Origin of the sequence: Streptomyces sp. NPDC088746 (assembly GCF_044751065.1) — a bacterium.
In the GTDB taxonomy this organism is placed as follows: domain Bacteria; phylum Actinomycetota; class Actinomycetes; order Streptomycetales; family Streptomycetaceae; genus Streptomyces.
This window is the reverse complement of record NZ_JBIVLA010000002.1, coordinates 336897-361089: the sequence shown is the minus strand read 5'-3', so window position 1 is coordinate 361089 and position 24193 is coordinate 336897. Positions and strand designations below refer to the sequence as shown.

The window sequence follows — 24193 nt, the reverse complement described above, 5'->3', positions numbered from 1 at the left end:
TAACTGTGTCGCAACACACGTTTCTTGATGGGACCCCTACGGCCCTGATAGCGCTAGTACTCATGTCCCACACCGCTCACATACCCAGCCACCGGAAGCCCCGCCAGAGTGCCTCGAAGACGGCGCTGCGGGCAGGAGTTGCCGGTGGCGTCCTCAGCACCATCGCGGTCGCGGGTGCCGCCGGTCCGGCTCAGGCCGAGCCGGTGACCCAGACCATCGAGATGCCCACCATCACGGCCGGGCTCTCCACTTCCGTCGCCGCGTCCGCGCAGGCAACCCAGGCGGTCGCCCTGGACCTGGAGACCCAGGCCCAGGAGGACGCCGCCGCCGAGACCGCCGCCAAGGCGGCCAAGAAGGCCAAGGCCGAGGCCGTCCGCAAGGCCGAGGCCAAGAAGAAGGCCGAAGCAGCCGCCAAGGCCAAGGCGGAGGCCGCCGAGCGCGCCTCCCGCACCGCCGAGCGCACCACGCTCAGCGCGGCCTCCGACTCCTCGTCGTCCTCTTCCTCCCCCTCCTACTCGTCGTCGAGCGCCACCGGGTCCGCCGCGTCCGTCATCGCGTTCGCGCAGTCCCAGATCGGCGACGCGTACGTCTCCGGCGGCACCGGCCCGAACTCGTGGGACTGCTCGGGCCTGGTCCAGGCCGCCTTCGGCTCGGTGGGCATCGACCTGCCGCGCGTCTCGCAGAGCCAGTCGACGGCCGGCACCCAGGTCTCGCTCGACAACCTCCAGCCCGGCGACATCCTCTACTGGGGCGGTGCCGGCAGCGCGTACCACGTCGGGATCTACGTGGGCGGCGGCGAGTTCGTCGGTGCGCAGAACTCCAGCACCGGTGTCGTGCAGAAGTCCCTGGACTACGACCCGCCGTCGGGCGCCGTCCGCGTTCTCTGATTCACAAGCTCCGCACGCCTGAGCACGACCGCGGGCCGTCACTCCTCCACCCGGAGTGACGGCCCGTCATCGTGTCCGGGTGACGTCAGCTTCCACGTCCGCCTGCACGGCGGCTTCCGCCGGCAGGCGCTGGCCCGGCACGTGGCCGCGTTCCGCGTCGGCCCGCTCCCTGCGCAGGAGCACCAGGCCCGCCACGCACACGAGGGCGGCCAGCACGAAGCCGTACGGCGGGGTCGAGCCCTTGGGCTGCGTCTCGTAGACGAGCGCGGCCGACAGCACGGTCACCGCGGCCACGGCCCTGCCGCCGCTCACGGTGGCGGCGAGCACCGCCGTCGCCCACAGCAGGTACCACGGCTGCACCATCGGCGAGAGCGCGACCAGGGCCAGCAGCGCGAGGCCCAGGGCGGGGACGGGTTCCGTACGCCCGGTCGTCGCCTGCCAGGCGAGGCGGGCGATCAGCACCAGGGCGACCAGCAGACCGAGGTTCTGCACGGCGGACTTGACCGGATCCGGGTCGGTCCCGACCAGCAGCCGCAGCAGTTCGCCCAGCCCCAGGCCGAGGTCGCTGCTGACGGACAGCGCGGTGTGGATGCGTCCCGCGACGCTCTGGGTCCCGATCCAGCCGAAGCCCGTGCCGCCGAGCAACGTCACGCCGGCCACGACCACCCCGGCGACCAGCCCTGGCGCCAGCAGCCCCTTGGCCACCCGCCGTACGACCGGACCGCTCGCGGCCCGGCCCACCATGACGCCGACGAAGAGCAGGGCCACGGCCGCGGGCGACTTGACCATCATGGCGAGCCCGACGAGTGCCGACCCGGCGATCCACCGCCCGCGCAGGGCGAGCAGCACGCCGGCCAGCATGAGGCCGGTCATCAGCCCGTCGTTGTGCACGCCCCCGACCACATGGATGAGCAGCAGCGGGTTCAGTGCCCCGAGCCACAGGGCGGCGCTCTCGTCGCGGCCGTGCTCCCGGGCGAGGTTCCGCAGGGCCCACACGATCAGCACCAGTGAGCCCAGGGCGATCAGTCGCATCCCCAGCACGGCCGGCACGAGCGTGCCGCCGGTCGCCCAGGCCACACCCCGCGCCAGGATGAGGAAGAACGGGCCGTACGGCGCCGGGGTGTCGGTCCAGTGCCCGCCGACGCTCGCCGCGGCGTCGCCGCCCGGCCCCGCCGGGTCGAGGACGGACGGGCCCACGTCGTAGACGTCGTGCCCTTCGAGGACCATGGCGCCCTGCGCGATGTAGCTGTAGACGTCGGCGCTGTGGAGCGGCGGGGCCAGAACGAGCGGGGCGGTCCACCACGCGAGGGTGACGAGGGTGTCGCGTACGGAGGCTCCCGCCCTCCCGTGCAGCCACCAGGCGACGACGAGCACGGTCAGTCCGCCGTACGCCAGGGCGTAGCCCACAGCGGTCACAGCGGGCCCGTGAGGAACCCACAGCCCCCACGGGTCGTGCGCCGGCAGCGTGCCGACGGCCCAGCCGCCCAGCGCGACCGCCAGCGATCCGGCCGCGCCGAGCCGTCGGCAGCCGCCGGTGGTCCGTGCCCCTGTTGCCCCCATGGCCCGAACCTATCGCAGGCAGGGCCACGGGGTCCGGGGCCCGGGTCGTCCCCGGGCCCGTCGGATCAGGCCTTCGGGGCGACCTTCGAGAGGCCGTTGATGATGCGGTCCATCGCGTCGCCGCCGGTCGGGTCGGTGAGGTTGGCGAGCATCTTCAGCGTGAACTTCATCAGGACGGGGTGGGTCAGACCGCGCTGCGTGGCGATCTTCATGACCTTCGGGTTCCCGATCATCTTCACGAAGGCGCGGCCCAGCGTGTAGTAACCGCCGTACGTGTCCTTGAGGATCTTCGGGTAGTTGTGCAGGGCCAGTTCCCGCTGGGCGGGCGTGGCGCGGGCGTGCGCCTGGACGATGACGTCCGCGGCGATCTGGCCCGACTCCATGGCGTAGGCGATGCCTTCGCCGTTGAACGGGTTGACGAGCCCGCCCGCGTCACCGACGAGCAGCAGGCCCTTGGTGTAGTGCGGCTGGCGGTTGAAGGCCATGGGGAGCGCGGCGCCGCGGATCGGCATCGTCATGTTCTCGGGGGTGTAGCCCCAGTCCTCCGGCATGGAGGCGCACCATGCCTTGAGCACCTCGCGCCAGTCGAGCTCCTTGAAGGCGGAGGACGAGTTGAGGATGCCGAGGCCGACGTTGGACGTGCCGTCGCCCATGCCGAAGATCCAGCCGTAGCCGGGCAGCAGGCGGTCCTCGGCGCCGCGGCGGTCCCAGAGCTCCAGCCAGGACTCCAGGTAGTCGTCGTCGTGGCGGGGCGAGGTGAAGTACGTACGGACCGCGACGCCCATCGGGCGGTCCTCGCGGCGGTGCAGGCCCATGTGGAGGGAGAGCCGGGTGGAGTTGCCGTCGGCGGCGACGACGAGCGGGGCGTGGAAGGTGACCGGGGTCTTCTCCTCGCCGAGCTTGGCGTGGACGCCGGTGATGCGCCCGGTGCGCTCGTCCTTGACCGGTTCGCCGACGTTGCAGCGCTCGTACAGCCGGGCGCCCGCCTTCTGTGCCTGGCGGGCGAGCTGCTCGTCGAAGTCGTCGCGCTTGCGGACCAGGCCGTAGTCCGGGTACGAGGCGAGGTCCGGCCAGTCCAGCTGGAGGCGGACGCCGCCGCCGATGATGCGCAGGCCCTTGTTGCGGAGCCAGCCGGCCTCTTCGGAGATGTCGATGCCCATGGAGACGAGCTGCTTGGTGGCGCGCGGGGTGAGCCCGTCGCCACAGACCTTCTCCCGGGGGAAGGCCGTCTTCTCCAGGAGGAGGACGTCGAGTCCGGACTTGGCGAGGTGGTACGCGGTCGTGGAGCCGGCTGGGCCCGCTCCGACGACGATCACGTCCGCGCTGTGCTCGGAGAGGGGCTCGGTCACGGTCGGATCTCCCGAAGACTCGAATTCGCGTGCCGCGCGGCACATGTCGCGTGCAGTCTATGGGTGCCTGCTGATCAACCTTCCGAAGGGCTCCCCGATGCCGCACGTGCCTGACTCGACTCCGTCCGTCCATCTGCGTGTCCCCACCGACGAGGACGCCCTGGCCTGGCACCGGGTGTTCGACGATCCGGAGGTGATGGAGTTCCACGGCGGCCGTCCGGCGGAGTACTCCGTGTACGAGGAGTTGACCGCCCGCCAGCGCCGGCACGACGCGGAGCTCGGCCACTGTCTGTGGACGGTCCTGGACGACGACGGGAAGGTGCTCGGGTTCACGGGCGCCCAGCCGTGGCCGCACGAGTCGTTCGGACCGGTGGGCGAGGTCGAGATCGGCTGGCGGCTGGGCCGGTCCGCCTGGGGGCACGGTTACGCGACCGCCGCCGCGCGCGCCACGCTGGAGCGGATGAAGGCGCTCGGGGTGCGGGAGGTCGTCGCGATGATCAACACGCGGAACGCCCGCTCGGTGGCGGTGGCCGTACGCCTCGGCATGCGGCAGGCCGAGACGTACACCTCCCCGGTGACGAAGCAGGAGGCGTACTGCTTCCGGCTGGAGCTCTGAATCCGGCCGGGGGGCCTCAGTCGCGTACGCCCCGGTGGAGTGCCACCACTCCACCGGTGAGATTGCGCCAGGCCACCTTCGACCAGCCGGCCTTCCGCAGCAGCGTCGCGAGGCCGGCCTGGTCGGGCCAGGCGCGGATCGACTCTGCGAGGTAGACGTAGGCGTCCGGGTTGGACGACACCGCCCGCGCCACCGGCGGCAGCGCGCGCATCAGGTACTCGGTGTAGACGGTCCGGAAGGGCGTCCAGGTCGGCTGGGAGAACTCGCAGATCACGACCCGTCCGCCGGGCTTCGTGACCCGGTACAGCTCGCTCAGCGCGGCGCCGGTGTCCTGGATGTTGCGCAGCCCGAAGGAGATCGTGACGGCGTCGAAGGTCTCGTCCTTGAACGGGAGCTTCGTGCCGTCGCCCGCGGTGAAGGGCATCCACGGGTGGCGCGCCTTGCCGACCCGGAGCATCCCGATCGAGAAGTCGCAGGGCACCACATAGGCGCCGGCCCGGGCGAACGGCTGCGAGGAGGTGGCCGTGCCGGCCGCCAGGTCGAGGATCTTCTGGGCCGGCCGGGCGTCGACGGCGCGGGCGACCTCCTTGCGCCAGAGCCGCGCCTGTCCGAGCGACAGCACGTCGTTGGTGAGGTCGTAGTTCGCCGCCACGTCGTCGAACATCGAGGCGACTTCGTGCGGCTGCTTGTCCAGGGATGCTCGGGTCACCCTCCCATTCAAGCAGCCCCGCCCCCCATATCCGGCGGCGGCGTGGAGCGACGCGGTGAACGGCCTTTCGAATTCGGGAACAGCATCGCCCCGATCGTCGTCTCTCCCGGCGAGAAGAAAGGGGTTTCCGCCCCGGTGACACCCAGCAACTCCTTTACGGAACACGGGAGAACGGAACGCTGGACGTCGTCCGGTACGCGGACGGGCACCCGGTGCTCGAGGAGCAGGTCAGCGTGTGGGGCGGGTGATCATCCGTCCTGGACGGCCACACCGAGACCACGGATACTCACCAGAACATGCACAGTGACGACACACATCGAATACGGAACGCCGCCGGCTCCCGGCGGGGGGCCGGGACACCCGCTCCGGGGTCCAGACCCTCGCGCACACAGTCCCGGAAGCGCTCCACGGCCCTCCGAAAACGGACCCGGCGCCGGCGCGCGGTCCTCGCCGGGGCGGTGGTCGCGGTGGCCGCGGCCACGACGTTCCTCTACGTCGACCCGCCGTGGCAGGACGACGGCGCCGCCGTGGCGGCCGACCGGACCACCCCGCCGCCGTCCACGGCCGCACCGCGGCCTTCGGCCTCACCGAAGGCCCTGGTGAGCCCCGAGCCGTCGAAGTCCCCCTCGCCCTCAGCGAGCACCGAGGAGTCCGTCGATCCGGACTCCGTGCCGAAGTCGGGTCCCGGCACCTTCACCGTGGCCGGCGAGGGTGTCTCGTCCGGCGGCGACGGCAGCCGCTACCGCGTGGAGGTGGAGGACGGCATCGGCGTGGACCCGGACAGCGCCGCCGAGGATGTGGCGGAGATACTCGCCGACCCACGGGGCTGGAGCAACGGCGGGGCCCGCACCTTCACCCAGGTCGACGACGATTCGGCCGGACTGGTGATCAAGATCGGGACGGCGAAGACCACCGACCGCCTCTGCGGGCAGTACGGGCTGAACACCGGGGGCGAGGTGAACTGCCGCGGCGGGAAGAACGTCATGGTCAACCTGGACCGGTGGCAGCTGGGTTCACCGACCTTCGACGGTCCGGCGACCGAGTACCGCGCCCTGATCATCAATCACGAGGTGGGCCACTGGCTCGGGCACGGTCACGAGACCTGCCCCGGCGCCGGCAAGCCGGCCCCCGCGATGATGCAGCAGATCAAGGGGCTCAAGGGCTGCACCTCCAACGCCTGGCCGTACGACGGGAACGGCCGCTACCTGGGCGGCCCGTCCGTGCCGTAGGCCGCGCCGGCCCGGTGCGCCGGTCCCCGCGGGGCGGCCCTCACCGCCGCCGGTGGACCAGCCGTCCGCCGAGCACCGTGGCGACGCAGGTCCCGGCACCCGCCGCGACCAGCGCCGCCTCGTCGGGCACGTCGAAGACCGCGAGGTCGGCGCGGCCGCCGGCCGTGAGCGGGGCGTGCACGGAGCCCGGCAGGTCGCGGCCGCGGGCGAACGGGTCGAGGTCCGGCTCACCGGGGAGGCCGCCGGGAGCCCCGGCCACCGCCGTGAGTCCCGAGCGGGCCAGGGCGGTGCGTACGGCGTGGTCGTCGAACGGGCCCGCGACATGGGTGGTGCCGTGGCTCAGCATCCGCTGCAGCCCCCGGCGTACGCTGCCGGCCCGGCGGGGCTCGTCCATCCGCCCGGCCAGCCGCTCGAAGTCCGCCCCGGTCAGCGGCTGTTCGCCGAGCTCGTCCGCCTCGCGCGGGTCCGGGTGGTAGCAGCGGGTCAGCAGCTCGACCGCGTCCCACTGGCGCAGGCCGGGGGTGAGGACGCCCGGCCACCGCCGGACCCGGGCCCCCGGGTGCGCCGCGGTCACCGCGTCGTACGGCCCGACGGCCACGATCCGGTCGCCGTCCACCGCGACCGCGCCGCCTTCGACGGCCGCCGCGCCGACCGGAAGGACCAGCGGCGCGGCGTGAATCGTCAGCACGGAGACGTCAGTTGGCGTTCAGGAGCTTGAGCTCCGGGTGCGCCGTGCCGCCCGCGATCGCCGTGGACGAGATGTGCGAGACGACGCGCTCGTCGACCGGGTCGTTCGCCGGGTCGTCGTGGACGACCAGGTGCTCGTAGGTCGTGGCCCGCTGGGCGGGGACGCGGCCCGCCTTGCGGATCAGGTCGATGATCTCGAGCCGGTTCGAGCGGTGCTTGGCGCCGGCCGAGGAGACGACGTTCTCCTCCAGCATGATCGAGCCGAGGTCGTCCGCGCCGTAGTGCAGGGAGAGCTGGCCGACCTCCTTGCCGGTGGTCAGCCAGGAGCCCTGGATGTGGGCGACGTTGTCGAGGAAGAGCCGGGCGATGGCGATCATCCGCAGGTACTCGAAGAGGGTGGCCTGCGTCTGTCCTTTCAGCTTGTTGTTCTCCGGCTGGTAGGTGTACGGGATGAAGGCGCGGAAGCCGCCCGTGCGGTCCTGGACGTCACGGATCATCCGCAGGTGCTCGATGCGCTCGGCGTTGGTCTCGCCGGTGCCCATCAGCATGGTGGAGGTGGACTCGACGCCGAGGCCGTGCGCGATCTCCATGATCTCCAGCCAGCGCTCGCCGGACTCCTTGAGCGGGGCGATCGCCGTACGCGGCCGGGCGGGCAGGAGTTCGGCGCCCGCGCCGGCGAAGGAGTCGAGGCCGGCGGCGTGGATGCGCTCGATGGCCTCCTTCGCGGAGACGCCCGAGATGCGGGCCATGTGCTCGATCTCGGAGGCTCCCAGCGAGTGGATGACCAGCTGCGGGAACGCCTTCTTGATCGCGGAGAAGTGCTCCTCGTAGTACTCGACGCCGTAGTCCGGGTGGTGTCCGCCCTGGAACATGATCTGGGTGCCGCCGAGCTCGACGGTCTCCGCGCAGCGGCGCAGGATGTCGTCGAGGTCGCGGGACCAGCCCTTGGCGGTGTCCTTGGGCGGCGCGTAGAAGGCGCAGAACTTGCAGGCCGTGACGCAGACGTTCGTGTAGTTGATGTTGCGCTCGATGATGTACGTCGCGATGTGCTCCGTACCGGCGTAACGGCGGCGGCGCACGGCGTCGGCGGCGGAACCCAGGGCGTGCAGCGGAGCCGACCGGTACAGGTCGAGGGCCTCTTCCGGAGTGATCCGGCCGCCTTCGGCGGCTCGGTCGAGGATGGGCTGGAGGTCGGCCTTCTCGGTCACCGGGCTGTCACCTTTCGGCGGTTTTTCAACGGATCTACGGACCGATCCAGCGTACGCCAGCCCCTGCCGGGGTCAGCCGCCGGACCGGCTGAGGGTTCCCTTCGGGTTCCCCGCCGCCTCCTCGTGGGACTCGTAGCGCAGGGTGTCCTCGGAGGTGAGGGTGAAGACGAGGTCGGCCTCGCCCCCGGTGCACAGCGCACCGGTGCGGGCGTCCGGGTCGGCACGCTCCCGGATCTTCAGCTCGGTGGCCGTGCCGGAGACGAGTGTGCCGATGCCCTTGCAGACGACGGTCGTTCCGAGCGCGTCGAACCTGTACGAGAGCCGGACCACCTCCTCGCTCCTCTTCCCCTCGACGAAGACGGCGGTGACCGTGCCGTGCGGCGCGCCGCTGCGTTCGGTGGCGGAGCCCTTCCACGTACCGGCGAACGCCTTGGGCAGCGCGCTCACCGGTGCGGAGGGCGCGGGGGTCTTCGACGCGGCGTCCGTCGGCTTCCGCGACTGGCCGGACGCCGGGGGCTCCGCGGCGTCGTTGCCGTGGTCGCTGCCACCGCCGCCCGGGAACAGGTCCCCCAGCATCGCGGCACCCACGGTCACCACGGCGAGCGCCCCGGCGACGGCCAGCGCGACGGTGCAGCTGACCCGCCGCCCCCGCCGCGCGCCGGGCTGCCGGCCGGTGTCCACGGTGACGGCGATCCGGGCGTCGGGCTCCCGCTTCCCCGGCCTCTCGGCGGCGGCCGGCGGCTCGGCCGGCGGGGGTGGCGGCGGGCCGAAGGTGCCGAGCGCCGCGCTCCCCAGCGAGGCGTTGCTGAACGGCACCGGCCCGGACCGCACCGGGGCGTCCTGCGGCTCCAGGTCCAGCAGGGCCACCGCCGAGGTGCTGACCTCCCGCACCAGCGGGCCGGGCAGCCAGCCCGGCGCCACCAGTGCGGCGGCCCCGCCGGGCGCGAGCCTGCGGGCGAGTTCGGCGGGGGCGGGCCGGTCGGCGGGGTCCTTGGCGAGGCACCCGGCGACCAGCTCCCGCAGTTCGCCCTCCAGGTCCCCGAGTTCGGGTTCCTCGTGCACCACCTTGTAGAGGAGCACGGCGGAGGAGTCGCCGGGGAAGGGCGCGGTGCCGGTGGCCGCGTAGGCGAGGACCGCGCCGAGCGAGAAGACGTCGGCCGCACCGGAGATGTCCAGGCCGCGGATCTGCTCCGGCGCCATGTAGCCCGGCGAGCCGACGGAGACGCCGGTGGAGGTGAGGGAGACCGTGGCGCCGAGGGCCCGGGCGATGCCGAAGTCGATCAGCCGGGGGCCGTCGAGGGCGAGCAGGACGTTGGACGGCTTCACGTCACGGTGGATCAGGCCGTGCGCGTGTACGGCGTCGAGCGCCTCGCCGAGCCCGGCCCCCAGGGCCCGTACCGCGTACTCGGGCAGCGGGCCGTGGCGGGTGACCGCGTCGGAGAGTGGCGGCCCGGCCACGTAACCGGTCGCGACCCACGGCACGGCCGCGTCGGGGTCGGCGTCGAGGACCGGGGCGGTCCACCGCGCTCCGAGGCGCCGCGCCGCGTCCACCTCGCGGCGGAAGCGCGCGCGGAACTGCTCGTCCAGGGCGAAGTGGGGGTGCACCACCTTGACGGCGACGGTGCGTCCGCCCGCGCTGCGGCCCAGATAGACCCGGCCCATCCCGCCGGCGCCGAGCCTGCCGAGCAGCCGGTAGGCGCCGATGGTGTGCGGTTCGCCGGCTTCCAGCGGCTGCATACGGTCTCCCCCTGTGGTCCCCGGGACTCGGACGGCAGCCTAGGCGGCCCGGGTCGCACGGTCACGGAGACCCCTTCCGCCGATATCGCCCCTATGGGCACGAAGCAGGGATTTCGCCACACGGAAAGGCGTGAATACGTCGTTCGTCCGCACCCCCGGGGTTCACCGGAGGGAAACCGGAAGGCGTTACGGGAGACGTCCGCCATTTCCCCGTGCGTCCTTGGAGAGGCCCTCCGCGACAGAACTCCGGACATTCGCACCCTTTCAAGGGAACGGAATGGAGCAGTCGTGCGTCAGGGTCCGCCGGGAGGAATGGGCGGCCCGGGAAGGAAGGCCCGCGGGGCAAGGACGGGGAACGCGAGGGAAGGCCCCCGGGGCAAGGGCCGGGAAGGTACGGGATTCACCTTTCTCCCGCACCTTTCCCGTGTGCCCTCGGGTCAGCCGCCGAGCAGCTCGACCTTGACGTCCGCCGGGAAGCCGGTCGTCGGACCCGTCCGCCGGGCGAACTCGCGCACGCCCGCCAGCTGGTCCGGACCGAAGCGGAAGTCCAGGGTGGTGAAGTAGCGCTCCAGCACCTCGGCGTCGAAGGCCTCCCAGCGCGCGGCCTGCTCGGCCACCTTGGTGACCTCCTCCAGCGAGACGTCGCGGGAGGCCAGGAACGCCTCGTGCACCTTCTCGACGTAGTCCGGGTGCGAGGCCAGGTAGTCCTTGCGGGCCGCCCAGACGGCGAAGACGAACGGCAGCCCCGTCCACTCCTTCCACATCTGGCCCAGGTCGTGGACCTGCAGCCCGAGCCTGGGGGCGTCGTGCAGGTTCGCGCGGAGCGCGGCGTCACCGATGAGCACGGCCGCGTCGGCCTCCTGCATCATCAGGCCGAGGTCCGGGGGGCAGGTGTAGTAGTCGGGGGAGACGCCGTACCGCTCGGCGAGCAGCAGCTGGGCCAGCCGTACCGAGGTGCGTGAGGTCGAGCCGAGCGCCACCCGGGCCCCGTCCAGCTGCTCCAGGGGCAGCTGGGACACGATCACGCACGACATGACGGGGCCGTCGCAGCCGACGGCGATGTCGGGGAGGGCGACCAGGTCGTCGGCGTTGCGCAGGAACTCGACCAGGGTGACGGGACCGATGTCGAGGTCCCCCCTGACCAGCTGCTCACTGAGTCTTTCCGGGGTGTCCTTCGAGAGCTCGAGGTCGAGCAGGGTTCCGGTCCGCGCCAGGCCCCAGTAGAGGGGGAGGCAGTTCAGGAACTGGATGTGGCCGACGCGCGGCCTGCTGCGACGGTCGTCGCCTTCTGCGGGAGAGACGGTTGAATTGTCCACATCGCGAGGCTAGACCTGCCCCTCCCGGCCGGCACCATCGGGGCTCCCGGAGTGGGTCGCGGGGGCTTTGTCCGTCAGCTCTCGGACGGCTCAATCAAACATCCGGGTGAAGTGATCTTTCCCTCTACCGCTCCCTGCGGACTGCGTGCTAGGCTCGCCGCAAGTTGCAGTTTGGTTTCCCTTGCAGTACAGAGCCTGCGGAGCATGTAACCCGCAGGCTTTTGTAGTTTTCAGACTTGTTTGCAGGTTCTGGAGCAGGGCAACCCTTTGGCCCAAGGAGGGCTTATGGCTACCGGAACCGTCAAGTGGTTCAACGCTGAAAAGGGCTTCGGCTTCATCGCCCAGGACGGCGGCGGCCCGGATGTCTTCGTCCACTACTCCGCGATCAACGCGTCCGGGTTCCGCTCCCTCGAGGAGAACCAGGTCGTGAACTTCGACGTCACTCAGGGACCCAAGGGTCCGCAGGCTGAGAACGTCACCCCGGCCTAGTTGCCCGGGTCGGCCGATCGCGGCCGAGTGAGCAGTACCCAAGGAGCCCCGCTCCCCCGCTTCGGCGGAGGAACGGGGCTCCTGCCTTTTCCGCCCCGGTTCTCCGGAAAACGGAAAAGGGGCCCGACTCAGAGCCGGCGGCGGCCCGGGCCCCTGAGGGCGTCCGCCGGGCCCCAGCCCTCCCGGGGCACCGAGGCCGGCAGCAACCCGGTGCAGGGGTCCCGCGGCGCGGCCAGCACCCCGGCCGTCGGCCCCTGCTCGCCACGGCGGGCGTCGGTGCCACCGGTCCCGGCATCGCCCGGTACGAGGACGCCGTCCACCGGGGCTCCATGGGCCACGTGCCGGCGACCGAGCGGATCCTGGCCCGCCACGTCGACGACCACGGGCGGCGTCCCGCCGGTTACGCCCGTGAGGTCACTCTGGAGTGCCCGGAGAATCCCGACAACTGGGTCACTGAACTCCAGCTGCCCCTCGCCGGGTGACCTGACGTCACCCTCCGCACAGGTTCTCGCCCCCCAATCATGTCGAGGGCCTGTGCAGAGCACCACCCGATACTGACGAGCCCGCCCATAACAAGGCAGACTGTTGACCGCGATACCAACGGTATGAAGCAGAGCGGGATCAGCAGGACCGGCGGGGCAAGCAGGACAGGGGGCATCATGGGCCGCGACAACGGATCCGGTGTGCGCGTTCCGGAGCAACGCGCTCCACGGGAACAGGCGGCCGGGACCGACCTGCGTTTCACCGTGCTCGGCCCGGTCCGCGCCTGGCGCGGCAGTGAACTCCTGCCGTCCGGGTCCCCGCAGCAGCGCGCCCTGCTGGCCGCCCTCCTCCTGCGCGACGGCCGCACGGCCACCGCAGGCGAACTCATCGACGCCCTCTGGGGCGACGATCCCCCGTCCCAGGCACTGGCCACCGTGCGGACGTACGCCTCCCGGCTGCGCAAGATCCTGGGCCAGGAGACCCTGGTCAGCGAGTCCGGGGGGTACGCGGTCCGGATCCCGCGCGAGGCACTCGACCTGACGCTCGCCCAGGACCTGGCGGCGGAGGCGGAGAAGGCACGCGGCGGCGGAGACCGCTGCCAGGCCCGCACCCTGATCAACAAGCTGCTCGGTCTCTGGGACGGCGAGGGACTCGCCTCCCTCCCCGGCCCGTACGCGGAGAACCAGCGGACCAGCCTGGAGGAATGGCGCCTCCAGCTCACCGAGACCCGGCTGGACCTGGACCTGGAGCTCGGCTGCCACGCGGAGGCGGTCTCCGAACTCACCGCCCTCACCGCGGCGCACCCCCTGCGCGAACGGCTCCGCGAGCTGCTGATGGTCGCCCTGTACCGCAGCGGCCGGCAGGCCGAGGCCCTCGCGGTGTACGCGGACACCCGCCGCCTCCTCGCGGAGGAACTGGGCGTGGACCCGCGCCCCGAGCTGGCCCAGCTCCAGCAGCGGATCCTCCAGGCCGACGAGGAGCTGGCCCGCCCCGCCGACGAGCCGGCGCCCGCCACCGCGGCGGTCCGCCCGGCCCAGCTCCCGGCCACCGTCCCGGACTTCACGGGCCGCGACGCGTTCGTACGCGAACTGGGCGCCCGGCTCGCGACCGCGGAGGGCTCCGTGATGGCGGTCTCCGCGCTCGCCGGCATCGGCGGCGTCGGCAAGACGACCCTCGCCGTGCACGTCGCCCACCGGGCCCGCCCGCACTTCCCGGACGGCCAGCTGTACGTCGACCTCCAGGGCGCGGGCGCGCGGGCCGCCGAACCCGAGACCGTCCTCGGCGCGTTCCTGCGCGCGCTGGGCACCGCCGACTCCGCCATCCCGGACTCCCTGGACGAGCGGGCCGCGCTCTACCGCTCCACGCTGGACGGCCGCCGCATCCTGGTCCTGCTCGACAACGCCCACGACGCGGCCCAGATCCGGCCCCTCCTCCCCGGCACGGAGGGGTGCGCGGCCCTGGTCACCAGCCGCGTGCGCATGGTCGACCTGGCCGGTGCGCACCTCGTGGACCTGGACGTGATGTCCCCCGAGGAGGCCCTGCAGCTCTTCACCCGCATCGTCGGCGACGAACGCGTCCGCTCGGAGCGCGAAGCGGCCCTGGACGTGGTGGCCGCGTGCGGCTTCCTGCCGCTGGCCATCCGCATCGCCGCCTCCCGGCTGGCCGCCCGCCGCACCTGGACGGTCTCGGTGCTGGCCGCGAAGCTCGCCGACGAACGCCGCCGCCTCGACGAACTCCAGGCCGGCGACCTCGCGGTGAAGGCCACCTTCGAGCTCGGCTACGGCCAGCTGGAGCCGGCCCAGGCGCGCGCCTTCCGTCTCCTGGGTCTGGCGGACGGCCCGGACATCTCCCTCGCCGCGGCGGCCGCCCTCCTGGACCTGGACCCCCACACGGCGGAGGACCTCCTGGAGACCCTGGTCGACACCAGCCTCCTGGAGTCCGCCGCCCCGGGCCGCTACCGCTACCACGACCTGGTGCGCCTCTACGCGCGTGCGTGCGCCGAGCGCGACGAACAGCCCCCGGCGGGACGGGAGCTGGCGCTGTCGCGGCTGCTGGACTTCTACCTGGCCACGGCGGCGGGGGTGTACGCGCTGGAGCGGCCCGGGGAGCGGGTGCTCGACCACTTCTCGCGGACCGAATACCCCGGACTCACCTTCCAGGTGCGTGAGACCGCGCTGGACTGGCTCTTCTCGGAGTCCAGCGGACTGCTGGCCTGCGCGGCCCAGTCAGCCGGGTCCGGCATGCCGCGGCGCGCCGCCGATCTGCTCATGGCGATGGTGGACCTGGGCGAATCCGGTGCCAACTCCCACCAGTTCGCGACTGCCGCGAAGGCCGTGAGCGACGCGGCGCGGACCGCGGGCGACGCACAGGCCGAGGGCCGGGCCCGGACGATGCTGACCCATGCCCTCAGCGTCTCCGGACGGTTCGCGGAGGCCGAGACCGAGGCCCGGCGTGCGTTGGAGCTCGGCCGGCTGGCCGGTGACCCTGTCTCCCTCGGCCAGGTCCCGAATCAGCGCGGGATCATCGCCCTGTACGAGAACCGGCACTCCGACGCCGAGAACCACCTGCGTGAAGCGCTGGCCGCCTTCCGCGCGGACGGCAACAAGCCCGGCGAGGCCTCGGCCCTGTGCAACCTCTCCCGTGTCCATCTGGCCACGGGGAGGACGGCGAGCGCGGTGAACCTCGCCCAGCAGGGCGTCGGCATCTACGAGGCGGACACCTCGGGACTGGCCCTGCGCCTCGCCAACGGGAAGTACGCCCTGGGACTGGCCCTCACCGGCACCGGGCAGACGGCCTCCGCCCAGGAGGTGCTCACCGAGGCCATGTCGATATTCCGCGACAGCCGGCAGCAGCTCTGGCACGGCATGACCCTGTTCCGGCTGGCCGAACTGCACCTGGCCATCCGTCAGCCCGCGCACGCCGCGTCGCAGGCCGAGCAGGCCCTGGCGATCCTGCGCGGTATCGGCGGTGAATGGCGCCGGGCCAACGTGCTCACCGCACTGGGCCGCGGGCTCGCGGGCATCGGCCAGACGGACCGCGCCCAGGTCTGCTGGAACGAGGCGCTCTCGATCTACGACGACCTCGGCTCGCCCGAGGCCGCCTCCGTACGCGACCTTCTCGCCCCGGCCACTGTCGCCAGGGCCTCCTGACCGGCGTTCATCAATCGTTTATCGCCCCACGGCACTCTCTACTCATCGATCCGTCGCGTCGGGGGGCAGACGGATTGGCGAGTGGCCTCACCGTTAGGGTGATCGGCCCTGGGAGGCCCACCCGGCGATCCACGGGGGAACCGCCGGGTGGGCGCTCCATCCGCAGTCACCACCTCTTCAGGAGTTGAACTTCATGGCCGACAAGAGCGACATCCTCAAGCCCACGGACGCGCACGCCACCGGCGAGGAGATCACCACCCAGGACGCCCACGCCACCGGTTCGCCGCTCAAGCCGACGGACGCGCACGCCACCGGCGGGGAGATCACCACCCAGGACGCGCATGCCACGAGCGAGCCGGCCAACTAGGCCTCACCGCACGGGGAACGGCCGCGGCGGCGCGGAGGGGGAGCCGTCGCGGCCGCGGCACGTCCGCGTGCGGGAACGAGGGCCCGAGCCGGTCGGCTCGGGCCCTCCGCCGTGCTCCACGGTCACAACGCCCGGACCTGGACCTCCGGCCGGCACAGCTTCCGCATGTCGTCCTCGTCCGAGGTGAAGACCGCGACCCGCCCCCGCTGCCGCCCCGCGACGACCGCGAGCGCCGCGTCGATGGCGTACGTGTGACCGTGCAGCCCGGCCTCGCTCAGCAGACCGATCGCCTCGTCCGCCACGTCCTTGGTCACCGGCTCCACAGCGATGCGGGACATGGCCCAGTTCCACTCGGCACGCCGGATCCTGCCGTGGTACGCCTCGATGAGGGTCATGGAACTGGTCACCACACGGACCCCCACCTGGTGCGCCTTGGTGAGAATCCCCGTCATGACCCGCTCACGGGACACGGCCCGCGACAGAGCCTCACAGTCCAGCACGAAGCACAGTTCAGGCGTCACGCGGCCGTCGCCCCTCCGTGCGCCCCGGGCGCCCGCTCCTCGAACCACCGCTCGATCTCGCGGAGCTCCGCCGACGCCGCCGCCTGCTCCTCCTCGGTGAGCGGCCCGTGCTTCTCCTGCATCCACGCCACCAGCTCGCCCAGCCGGTCCTGCTCACGCTGACGTTCTATGGCATGCGTGACATACGCGCTGAACGCACCGGGGCCCACCTCGCCGCGGATCTCCTCCGCGAGTTCCTCGGGCAGCGTGACCGTGTACTTCTTGGTTGCCATACCTGGCATCTTACCAAGCAGGATCAGTAGCGCAGCTCCGCCGTCACCACGCAGCGCTTCACACGGGAGACCGAGCGCGGGCTGTCCATGGGGACCGAGATGATCTGCTTCTCGCCGGCCGCGAGGTCGATGTCGGCCTCACCCGTGTCGACGGTCAGGCCCTTGGCGTCGACGAACGTCACGTCCACCTCGTACGTGTGCTCGGTCGTCGCCGTCGAGCGGATCTCGACCGACGAGGCGGTGTACGCCCTGCGCTTGCCCTTCTTGGGCTGGGCGCAGCGGATGACCCGCAGGGAGGGTGCCTCGGAGGAGGTCGCGGCGGGAGTGGCCGACTCGTACGTGGAACCGCCGGACGAGCTCGACGAGCTGTCGTAGTCATCGTCGTCGTAGTCGTGATAGCCGCCGTTGCTCTTCTTGGAGCTGGAGCAGCCGCCTCCGCCAGAACCGCCGCTGCTCCGGCTCTTCCCGCTCTTGCCGCCGTGGCTGGACGTGGAGAAGCCGGTGAGCGCGAGCACCACCACGACCAGTACCGCCGCGAACCTCATCTGTCGCCGCATCATCGACGCAGCCCCCCTTGCTGTAGTCGGCTTCATGGCCGTCGCACGGCCGCGCGACACCGTAACGCACAGCATCCCGGACGCTCACTCATGGTTCCGTCATGGCCCTGTCACGGTCTCGTCATCGTCTCCGATGGCAGGGAAGATCGGCCCGGCGTAGCGTCGAGCGCGGGGAGCGGTGCGCACAGCCGTGCGCCTTGGCCCGGGAGGCTGTCGATGATCCGCAATGTCCTCGGCTCCGTCGTAGCGCTGGTGGGAGCGGCGGCGGCCGTGCAGAGCCCCTTCCACCGCTGGTTCGACGACCGCCTCGGGCGGGACTACCGCATTCAGGACCTGTTCGGCGGCATCAGCGGCGTCTCGTCGTCGGTGATGGGCTCGATCCTGCTGCCGTTCCTCTTCGCCGCCCTGGTGACCCTCGTCGGCGTCGTGTTCCGCTCGCGCTGGGTCGTGGCCCTCGCCGGCCTGATCGTGATCGGCTTCACCGTGCTGTGGATGGTCCGGCAGGGCCAGGAGGCCGGGAGCCTCACGGTCGACGGCGACGGGCAGGGGCTGCGGTGGGGCGTCGCGCAGGCGCTCGCGGGCGGTCTCCTGCTCCTGCTGGGCGCGCTGCTGATGTCGGGGCGGAAGAAGCGGGCGGCCAGGGAGGGGTACGCCCCCGAGCCCTACCCCGCGCCGCCTGACGACCGTCCCGACACCTGGCCGCCGACGCAGGAGCCCGGGCCTGCCGCGTACACGTCCCCCGGGCCGGAGCCCGAGGCGGATCCGTACACCGGGCCGGGCCGGCACCGGGCGTCCCCCGCCGACGAGGACACCGCCCAGTACCCCGTCCAGCACCCCGACGAGGGGGATCAGCAGGACCGGGACCGGTATCACCCGCCCCACCCCTGAGGGGCGTCAGGCCCGGGCCCGGTTCCCCGTCCCCGTGCCCTTCAGCGCGTCCAGGGCGTACACGCAGCGGTCCTTGCTGCACGCGTAGACGACGCCCGCCTCCGCCACCGGGGAGCCCGTGATCTCGCCGCCCGTGGCCAGCTTCCAGCGGAGCTGGCCGCCTGCCGCGTCCAGGGTGTAGAGGACGTGGTCCGCCGATCCGAAGTGGACCCGGCCGTCCGCGACCACCGGTGCGCCGACGACCTCGCCGCCCGCGGCGAACCGCCACTTCGGCGTGCCGGTGACCGCGTCCAGGGTGTACAGCGCGCTGCCGCTGCCGACGTGCACGTTGCCCGCCGTCACCAGTACGGGCTCGATGGACTGCCGGGCCTCCGTCGCGATCCGCCAGCGGTCCTTGCCGGTGGAGGCGTCCAGGGCGTACACGGTGCCGAGGTAGTCCGCGAGGTACACCCCGCCGCCGGTGACCGCGGGCCCCGGCGCGAAGGCGGGCGGGGAGAGGAAGACGGCCGGTGACTCGAAGTGCCAGCGCACCCGGCCGGAGACCGTGTCCACGGCCAGCACCCGGGTCCCCGCCGCGACGTACACGAAGCCGTCGGGCGCGGGCGTGATCCGGACCGGGACCCCGCCGCAGGAGGCCGCGTCGCCGACGGGGTACGACCACCGCTCCGTGCCGGTGCGCGCGTCCACGGCACGCAGCCGGGCGTCCTGCCACAGGAACACCGTGCCGTCGTGGATGACGGGGCCGGCCTCCGGCGTCTCGAAGTCCGTCTGCACTCCGGAGGTCTCCCACAGCTTCTCGCCGCTGGACGCCTCCCAGGCCTGTACGCCGCCGCCGCGCGTCCCGGTCAGGACGGTGCCCCGGTCGGCCTTGAGGGAGTACACCCAGGCGTCGGTCTGGAGCCGCCACCGCTCGGTGCCGGTCGCCGCGTCCAGGGCGTACAGGGACGGGCCGTCCGAGGCGTGGATCCGGCCGCCGTCGACCGCCATCGACCAGGCCACGTCGCGGGTCTTGAACTGTCGCCGCCCGTTGCCCACGTCCAGGGCATGGACCTCGAACGACGTCACGTAGAGCAGGTCGCCCACCACGACGGGCGTGCCCCACACGTCGTTCGACATACGGAAACGCCACGGCCGCCAGCGCTCCGGCGCGACGGGTGCCGCGTCCGGGGCCGGTGCGGGGGCGGGCACCGGGGCGGCCGGCGCCGCCGAGGTGTGCCCTCCGGGTGCCCGCACCCAGCCGGTGGCCGGGTCGGCGTGCGCGGCCGCCGGGCCCCGCACGTCCACGGGGCGCGGCCCGGGACCGATCGGCACCTTGGCGTTGGGCAGCCGCACGGGGCCGCCGTCGGGGGCGGGCGACACGGGCGCGGGGGCCGGCGCGGTCCGCAGATCGCCGCCGCTGCGCCAGACCCCGTCCCGGTCGGCACCGGGCGGCGGCTGGGACGGGGGCGGAGGCACGACCACGGGGGCGGGCGCGACGGCGACGGCACGGCCACCGCCGCGGCGCTGCTCGATCATCGCGGTCGCAACGGTCGGCAGCCAGGCCGACGCCGTGCCGCTGTCGTCGCCGCCGGAGGCGAACAGGTGCGGGGCCAGCTGCGACTGAAGGTCCGCGGGGCTGGGCCGCCGGGCCGCGTCCATCTGCATGCAGGACTCGATGAGCGGGCGCAGATCGTCGGGCAGCCCCTCGGTGTCGGGGCCCTCACGCAGCAGCATGAACACGGTCTCGACCGGGTTCGCCCCGTGGAAGGGCGCGTGCCCCGTCGCCGCGAAGACGAGGGTCGAGCCGAGCGAGAAGACATCGCTGGCACCCGTCACGCTGCGCGAGTCGCGGGCCTGCTCCGGAGACATGTACGCGGGCGTTCCCACCGCGACGTTCGTCATGGTCAGCCGGGTGTTGGAGACGCCGGACGCGATACCGAAGTCGATCACCCGCGGCCCGTCCTCGACCACGAGGACGTTGGACGGCTTCAGGTCGCGGTGGACGAGACCGGCCCCGTGGATCGACTGCAGGGCCTCGGCGATCCCGGCGGCCAGCCAGCGCACGGCCTGCGTCGGCATCGGCCCGCACTCATTCACTATCTCCTCGAGGGAGGGGGCGGGGACGTAGGCGGTGGCCAGCCAGGGCACGGCCGCCCTCGGGTCGGCGTCGACCACCGCGGCGGTGTAGAAACCGCTGACCGCGCGAGCGGCCTCCACCTCACGCGTGAAGCGGACCCGGAACAGCTGGTCCTCGGCCAGTTCCGTACGGACCGTCTTGATCGCCACCCGCCGGCCCGACGCCGACCGCGCCAGATAGACCAGCCCCATGCCGCCGGCCCCGAGCCGTCCCAGCACCTCGAACGGGCCGATCCGCCTCGGGTCATGCTGCGTCAGCTGCTCCACTTGCCTGCCACCTCCCCGTACGGACCTCAGGAACAGAAGCCCGCGAAATCCCGCCCTGTGCAGCGTCTCACCACTGGGCACCACTTGGCGGTGCGCACCCTGATTCTTCCTGGCTCGGGGCCCGGTTGCGAACCCGGGGGCGGAACGGAGTGTTGTGTGGCACTCCATCCCTTTCAGGACACCCCTGGAAACCCCTACGGCAGCAGCTCGGTCGGCTGGAGCACGGCGAAAACCGCACCCTGGTCGTCCTGGAGGACCGCCATCCGCCCGTACGGAATGTCCAGGGGAGGCGCCGTGATCCGGCCACCGAGGCGTACGGCGGCCTCGGCGGTTCCGTCGCAGTCGACGACGGCGAAGTAGCTGAGGAAGTAGCTGGGCAGCATCGCGGGGAACGCGTCCGTGATGACCGCTCGCCCGCCGACGCCGGTGTCCTCACCGGGCTCGGTCCCGGCCGGGGACCAGATCCGGAAGGGCTCGGCCGCCCCGGTGTCGCCCGGCAGTTCGATGTCGGTCCCCCGGAAGCCGAAGACCTCCTCGTAGAAGGCGTCCACCCGCTCCGGCTGCCGGGTGTAGACCTCGGTCCAGCAGAAGGACGCCGGCCTGTTCTGCTTCTCGAAACCCGCGCGCTCGCCCGCCTGCCAGAGACCGAAGACCGCGCCGCCGGGGTCGGCGGCCTGGGCGAGGACCCCCGCCGCGCCGGCCCGCACCGGATCGGTGATCACCTGGCCGCCCGCCTTCCTGACCAGGGCCACGGTGGCGCGGATGTCATCGGTCGAGAAGTACACGCCCCAGGTCGTGGGCATGCGGCCGTCCCGCTTGGCCGCGAGCGCGGCGACGAGCTCGCCTTCGCTGTACGCGTCCGCGAACGGCATGCCGTCGCCCGCCCGGAAGGTCCAGCCGAAGAGCCCGCCGTAGAAGCGCTTGCCGGCCTCCAGGTCGGAGAGCTGCACATCCACCCAGCACGGCGCGGACTGCGCGAATACGGCCATGGCCCGGGTCCTTCCGTCGCATGGATCGCCGTGACGCCCGTCACACTCAACGTAGCGTCGGGGGCCTTCCGGCGCGCCCCGAGGGGTCGAATAGAACCTTTGCCCGAATCGTGAAGGTCTTGCGACCTGCGTGGACAGGGTTGTCCACCGAAGTTATCCACAGGCTGTTGATAACAACATCGCACCGGAGCCCCTGCGCGCGGCCGTGAAGAGCAATTCATAAACAGCTTCGCCCGCGTGGAAAACCGATCACACAGCTCCGGGAATTGCGCTGTTCACCCCGTCCGCACTGGGGCGTTCCCCATTTGCAGTCGGTCAGATCGCGCTCGGATCACCCCTCGGTAAGCTGACGGCATGACAGGACAAGTACGCACCGTCGACGGCCGCGTGGCTGGTCGGCGAGGTCAGGCGACGCGGCAGAAGCTGCTCGACTGCCTCAGCGAGATGCTCAGCTCCTCGCCGTACCGGGACGTCAAAGTCATCGACGTCGCACGGAAGGCGGGGACTTCACCCGCGACTTTCTACCAGTATTTCCCCGACGTCGAGGGCGCTGTTCTCGAACTCGCCGAGGAAATGGCCAAGGAAGGTGCCGGACTGACCGAACTGGTCGGTGACCGCTCCTGGGTCGGCAAGGTCGGCTGGCTGGCCTCCGAAGAACTCGTCGAGGGATTCCTCGACTTCTGGCGGCGGCACGACGCGATCCTCCGCGTCGTCGATCTCGGCGCCGCCGAGGGCGACAAGCGGTTCTACAAGATCCGCATGAAGGTCCTGAGCTCCGTCACCAACTCCCTGACGGACGCGGTCAAGGAGCTCCAGTCCAAGGGCAAGGTGGACAAGGACGTCAGCCCAGGCGCGGTGGCGGGCTCCCTGGTCGTCATGATGGCGGGGGTCGCCTCGCATCAGAGGAGCTTCACCACCTGGGGCGTGAAGCAGGCCGAACTCCGGCCGAACCTGGCCCTGTTGGTCCATCTGGGCATCACCGGCAAGAAGCCGGTCAGGTAGGCGCCGACCAGGACTCCCGCGCACACGCCGGGCGCCGCGCTTTCCCGCGGCTCCCCACGTCCTGTCTCACCGACGGCGGACCACGCCCCGTGGTCCGCCGCCGGCGTTTCCGCACCGGCGCGGGACGCTGTGGAATGGACCCATGAGCGATGCACAGAAGGACTTCCGCGACCTGCTCCACGCGCAGCGCGTCTGGGACGTGCCCCTCCCCCGCTTCGACCCGTCCGCCGCGCCCGCCGCGCCGCTCCCCCTCTTCCACTGCTGGTTCGCCGAGGCGGTGGCAGCCGGGCAGACCGAGCCCCACACCATGACGCTGGCGACGGCGGACGCGGACGGCCTGCCCGATGTGCGCACGCTGATGCTGCACGACGCGGACGAGCGCGGCTGGCACTTCGCCACCCACGCCACCAGCGCGAAGGGCCGGCAGCTCGCCGCCCGGCCGTACGCGGCGCTCGGCTTCTACTGGCCCGTCCAGGGCCGCCAGGTACGCGTCCGGGGCACGGCCGCCCCCGCGACCCGGGAGGAGAGCCGGGCGGATCTGCGGGCCAGATCCACCGGCGCGCTGGCCGCCGCGCTGACCGGCTCGCAGAGCGAGGTGCTGCCCGCGTACGAGGACCTCGTACGGGCCTCCGAGGCCGCCTGGGAGCGGGCGCGGGCGGAGCCGGAGACGGAGGCGGAGACCTGGACGCGGTACGTCGTCGAGCCTCGCGAGGTGGAGTTCTTCCAGGGCGACGACCGGCGCCGGCACGTGCGGCTGCGCTACCGCCGGGACGGCGCGGGCTGGACCCGCGAGCTCCTCTGGCCCTGAGCCTCCTTCACCCGGTTCCTACCGGAAAGGAGCACTATGGGAGGCAGGTGAGCTGCTGGAGGCACCCATGGCACGTACGCGTTCCCGTTACGCCCCGGACCGAGGGCTGACCACCCGCATGGTGGGCACGATGTTCTTCATCGGCCTGCTGTACGTGGTCCTCGTGGGCGTGCTGCTCGCAGCCCTGCGCGGCTCCTGGCCCGTCATCCTGGTCATCACGGGCGGTCTGTTCGTCGCCCAGTTCTGGTTCAGCGACCGCATCGCGGCGTACGGCATGGGCGCCCGGGAGGTCACCCCGCAGGAGGCGCCGGAGCTGCACGGCGCGATCGACCGGATCTGCGCCCTCGCGGACATGCCGAAGCCCCGCGTGGCCGTCGCGCGGAGCGACGTGCCGAACGCCTTCGCCACGGGCCGCAGCGAGAGGACGGCCCTGGTCTGTGCCACGACCGGGCTGCTGCGCAGACTGGAGCCCGAGGAGCTCGAAGGCGTCCTGGCCCACGAGATGTCGCACGTCGCGCACCGCGACGTGGCCGTGATGACCATCGCGTCGTTCCTCGGGGTCCTCGCCGGCGTCGTCACCCGGGTCGCCCTGTGGGGCGGCTTCGCCCGCAACAGCCGGGGCAACGACCCCGCGGGCGTCATCCTCATGCTCATCCCGCTGATCAGCGCGGTGGTGTACGCCCTGAGCTTCCTGCTGACCCGGCTGCTCTCCCGCTACCGGGAGCTCTCCGCCGACCGTACGGCCGCCCTGCTCACCGGGCGGCCGTCGGCGCTGGCCTCCGCCCTCACCAAGGTGAGCGGACAGATGGCCAGGATCCCGACGGAGGACCTGCGGAAGGCGGAGCCGTACAACGCCTTCTACTTCGTGCCCGCCTTCGCCGCCAGGGAGAGCCTGGGCCGGCTGCTCTCCTCCCACCCGACCCTCGAACAGCGTCTGGACCAGCTGGCCCGCATCTCCGCCGGCCTGTCCCGCCCGTAAGGAGCTTCC

General features: G+C 72.1%; 23 protein-coding genes and 1 pseudogene. 11 read left to right on the top strand and 13 right to left on the bottom strand.

Annotated elements, in window-relative coordinates:
• The first annotated feature begins 62 nt into the window (after positions 1 to 62).
• Complete coding sequence (locus tag ACIP63_RS09080; protein ID WP_401512848.1) at positions 63 to 887, top strand: C40 family peptidase; 825 nt, start codon at positions 63 to 65, stop codon at positions 885 to 887.
• Between the two features lie 66 nt (positions 888 to 953).
• Here ACIP63_RS09080 and mptB read toward each other — a convergent pair whose 3' ends face one another.
• Together mptB and ACIP63_RS09070 are read right to left on the bottom strand one after the other, a co-directional pair.
• Positions 954 to 2447 carry a polyprenol phosphomannose-dependent alpha 1,6 mannosyltransferase MptB gene (gene mptB / locus ACIP63_RS09075; protein WP_401512845.1) on the bottom strand — a complete coding sequence of 498 codons (1494 nt, stop codon included), beginning with the start codon at positions 2445 to 2447 and terminating at the stop codon, positions 954 to 956.
• Between the two features lie 65 nt (positions 2448 to 2512).
• Positions 2513 to 3796 (bottom strand): geranylgeranyl reductase family protein, encoded by a 1284-nt coding sequence (locus ACIP63_RS09070; protein ID WP_401512842.1) that lies wholly within the window; start codon positions 3794 to 3796, stop codon positions 2513 to 2515.
• A 97-nt stretch (positions 3797 to 3893) separates the two neighbouring features.
• On the opposite strand from ACIP63_RS09070, the gene ACIP63_RS09065 reads away from it, so the two are divergent.
• The gene (locus tag ACIP63_RS09065; RefSeq protein ID WP_401512839.1) at positions 3894 to 4412 is read left to right on the top strand and encodes a GNAT family N-acetyltransferase; all 519 of its coding nucleotides are present in this window, start codon (positions 3894 to 3896) and stop codon (positions 4410 to 4412) included.
• Positions 4413 to 4428: 16 nt separating this feature from the next.
• Here ACIP63_RS09065 and ACIP63_RS09060 read toward each other — a convergent pair whose 3' ends face one another.
• Positions 4429 to 5121, bottom strand: a complete 693-nt coding sequence (locus ACIP63_RS09060) for a demethylmenaquinone methyltransferase (protein ID WP_401512838.1) — start codon at positions 5119 to 5121, stop codon at positions 4429 to 4431.
• 296 nt (positions 5122 to 5417) lie between these two features.
• Here ACIP63_RS09060 and ACIP63_RS09055 point away from each other — a divergent pair, with 296 nt between their 5' ends.
• Complete coding sequence (locus ACIP63_RS09055) at positions 5418 to 6350, top strand: DUF3152 domain-containing protein (protein ID WP_401512836.1); 933 nt, start codon at positions 5418 to 5420, stop codon at positions 6348 to 6350.
• A gap of 40 nt (positions 6351 to 6390) precedes the next feature.
• Here ACIP63_RS09055 and ACIP63_RS09050 read toward each other — a convergent pair whose 3' ends face one another.
• The 4 genes from ACIP63_RS09050 to ACIP63_RS09035 form a co-directional block, all read right to left on the bottom strand.
• Positions 6391 to 7038: an imidazolonepropionase-like domain-containing protein gene (locus tag ACIP63_RS09050; protein ID WP_401512834.1), complete on the bottom strand. Its 648-nt coding sequence runs from the start codon at positions 7036 to 7038 to the stop codon at positions 6391 to 6393.
• A 7-nt stretch (positions 7039 to 7045) separates the two neighbouring features.
• On the bottom strand, positions 7046 to 8245 hold the full coding sequence (mqnC, locus tag ACIP63_RS09045; protein WP_362933603.1) for a cyclic dehypoxanthinyl futalosine synthase: 1200 nt from the start codon (positions 8243 to 8245) through the stop codon (positions 7046 to 7048).
• A gap of 72 nt (positions 8246 to 8317) precedes the next feature.
• On the bottom strand, positions 8318 to 9982 hold the full coding sequence (locus ACIP63_RS09040; RefSeq protein WP_401512832.1) for a serine/threonine-protein kinase: 1665 nt from the start codon (positions 9980 to 9982) through the stop codon (positions 8318 to 8320).
• Between the two features lie 437 nt (positions 9983 to 10419).
• A complete protein-coding gene (locus tag ACIP63_RS09035) occupies positions 10420 to 11298 on the bottom strand; it encodes a menaquinone biosynthetic enzyme MqnA/MqnD family protein (RefSeq protein WP_401512829.1) in 879 nt (292 codons plus the stop codon).
• Between the two features lie 285 nt (positions 11299 to 11583).
• On the opposite strand from ACIP63_RS09035, the gene ACIP63_RS09030 reads away from it, so the two are divergent.
• A complete protein-coding gene (locus ACIP63_RS09030) occupies positions 11584 to 11787 on the top strand; it encodes a cold-shock protein (protein ID WP_003967102.1) in 204 nt (67 codons plus the stop codon).
• Positions 11788 to 11915: 128 nt separating this feature from the next.
• On the opposite strand, the gene ACIP63_RS09025 is transcribed toward ACIP63_RS09030, so the two are convergent.
• Complete coding sequence (locus ACIP63_RS09025) at positions 11916 to 12107, bottom strand: hypothetical protein (RefSeq protein ID WP_401512828.1); 192 nt, start codon at positions 12105 to 12107, stop codon at positions 11916 to 11918.
• On the opposite strand from ACIP63_RS09025, the pseudogene ACIP63_RS09020 reads away from it, so the two are divergent.
• From ACIP63_RS09020 to ACIP63_RS09010, 3 genes and pseudogenes are all read left to right on the top strand, one after another.
• Positions 12039 to 12269: pseudogene (locus tag ACIP63_RS09020) on the top strand (MerR family transcriptional regulator); the annotation flags it as partial. The gene ACIP63_RS09025 and the pseudogene ACIP63_RS09020 overlap by 69 nt on opposite strands.
• A gap of 177 nt (positions 12270 to 12446) precedes the next feature.
• Positions 12447 to 15419, top strand: coding sequence for an AfsR/SARP family transcriptional regulator (locus ACIP63_RS09015; protein ID WP_401512825.1), 2973 nt, complete (start codon positions 12447 to 12449; stop codon positions 15417 to 15419).
• A 193-nt stretch (positions 15420 to 15612) separates the two neighbouring features.
• The gene (locus ACIP63_RS09010; RefSeq protein WP_393757731.1) at positions 15613 to 15786 is read left to right on the top strand and encodes a hypothetical protein; all 174 of its coding nucleotides are present in this window, start codon (positions 15613 to 15615) and stop codon (positions 15784 to 15786) included.
• A gap of 122 nt (positions 15787 to 15908) precedes the next feature.
• Here ACIP63_RS09010 and ACIP63_RS09005 read toward each other — a convergent pair whose 3' ends face one another.
• The 3 genes from ACIP63_RS09005 to ACIP63_RS08995 are packed head-to-tail and all read right to left on the bottom strand — an operon-like array spanning position 15909 to position 17139.
• A complete protein-coding gene (locus ACIP63_RS09005) occupies positions 15909 to 16307 on the bottom strand; it encodes a PIN domain-containing protein (RefSeq protein ID WP_401512822.1) in 399 nt (132 codons plus the stop codon).
• Entirely contained in the window at positions 16304 to 16579 is a 276-nt protein-coding gene (locus tag ACIP63_RS09000) for a hypothetical protein (RefSeq protein ID WP_401512821.1), read from the bottom strand. Before ACIP63_RS09000 ends, ACIP63_RS09005 begins: the two co-directional genes overlap by 4 nt.
• Before the next feature lie 23 nt (positions 16580 to 16602).
• On the bottom strand, positions 16603 to 17139 hold the full coding sequence (locus ACIP63_RS08995; RefSeq protein ID WP_401512818.1) for a hypothetical protein: 537 nt from the start codon (positions 17137 to 17139) through the stop codon (positions 16603 to 16605).
• Between the two features lie 213 nt (positions 17140 to 17352).
• On the opposite strand from ACIP63_RS08995, the gene ACIP63_RS08990 reads away from it, so the two are divergent.
• The gene (locus ACIP63_RS08990) at positions 17353 to 18024 is read left to right on the top strand and encodes a hypothetical protein (protein WP_401512817.1); all 672 of its coding nucleotides are present in this window, start codon (positions 17353 to 17355) and stop codon (positions 18022 to 18024) included.
• Between the two features lie 6 nt (positions 18025 to 18030).
• Here ACIP63_RS08990 and ACIP63_RS08985 read toward each other — a convergent pair whose 3' ends face one another.
• Together ACIP63_RS08985 and ACIP63_RS08980 are read right to left on the bottom strand one after the other, a co-directional pair.
• Positions 18031 to 20406: a serine/threonine-protein kinase gene (locus ACIP63_RS08985; protein ID WP_401512814.1), complete on the bottom strand. Its 2376-nt coding sequence runs from the start codon at positions 20404 to 20406 to the stop codon at positions 18031 to 18033.
• A 194-nt stretch (positions 20407 to 20600) separates the two neighbouring features.
• Entirely contained in the window at positions 20601 to 21395 is a 795-nt protein-coding gene (locus tag ACIP63_RS08980; protein ID WP_401512811.1) for a VOC family protein, read from the bottom strand.
• Positions 21396 to 21749: 354 nt separating this feature from the next.
• On the opposite strand from ACIP63_RS08980, the gene ACIP63_RS08975 reads away from it, so the two are divergent.
• From ACIP63_RS08975 to htpX, 3 genes are all read left to right on the top strand, one after another.
• A complete protein-coding gene (locus tag ACIP63_RS08975; protein ID WP_401512809.1) occupies positions 21750 to 22397 on the top strand; it encodes a TetR family transcriptional regulator in 648 nt (215 codons plus the stop codon).
• A 142-nt stretch (positions 22398 to 22539) separates the two neighbouring features.
• Positions 22540 to 23205, top strand: a complete 666-nt coding sequence (locus ACIP63_RS08970) for a pyridoxal 5'-phosphate synthase (protein WP_401512806.1) — start codon at positions 22540 to 22542, stop codon at positions 23203 to 23205.
• Between the two features lie 67 nt (positions 23206 to 23272).
• On the top strand, positions 23273 to 24184 hold the full coding sequence (htpX, locus tag ACIP63_RS08965) for a zinc metalloprotease HtpX (RefSeq protein WP_401512804.1): 912 nt from the start codon (positions 23273 to 23275) through the stop codon (positions 24182 to 24184).
• The last annotated feature ends 9 nt before the right edge of the window (positions 24185 to 24193 follow it).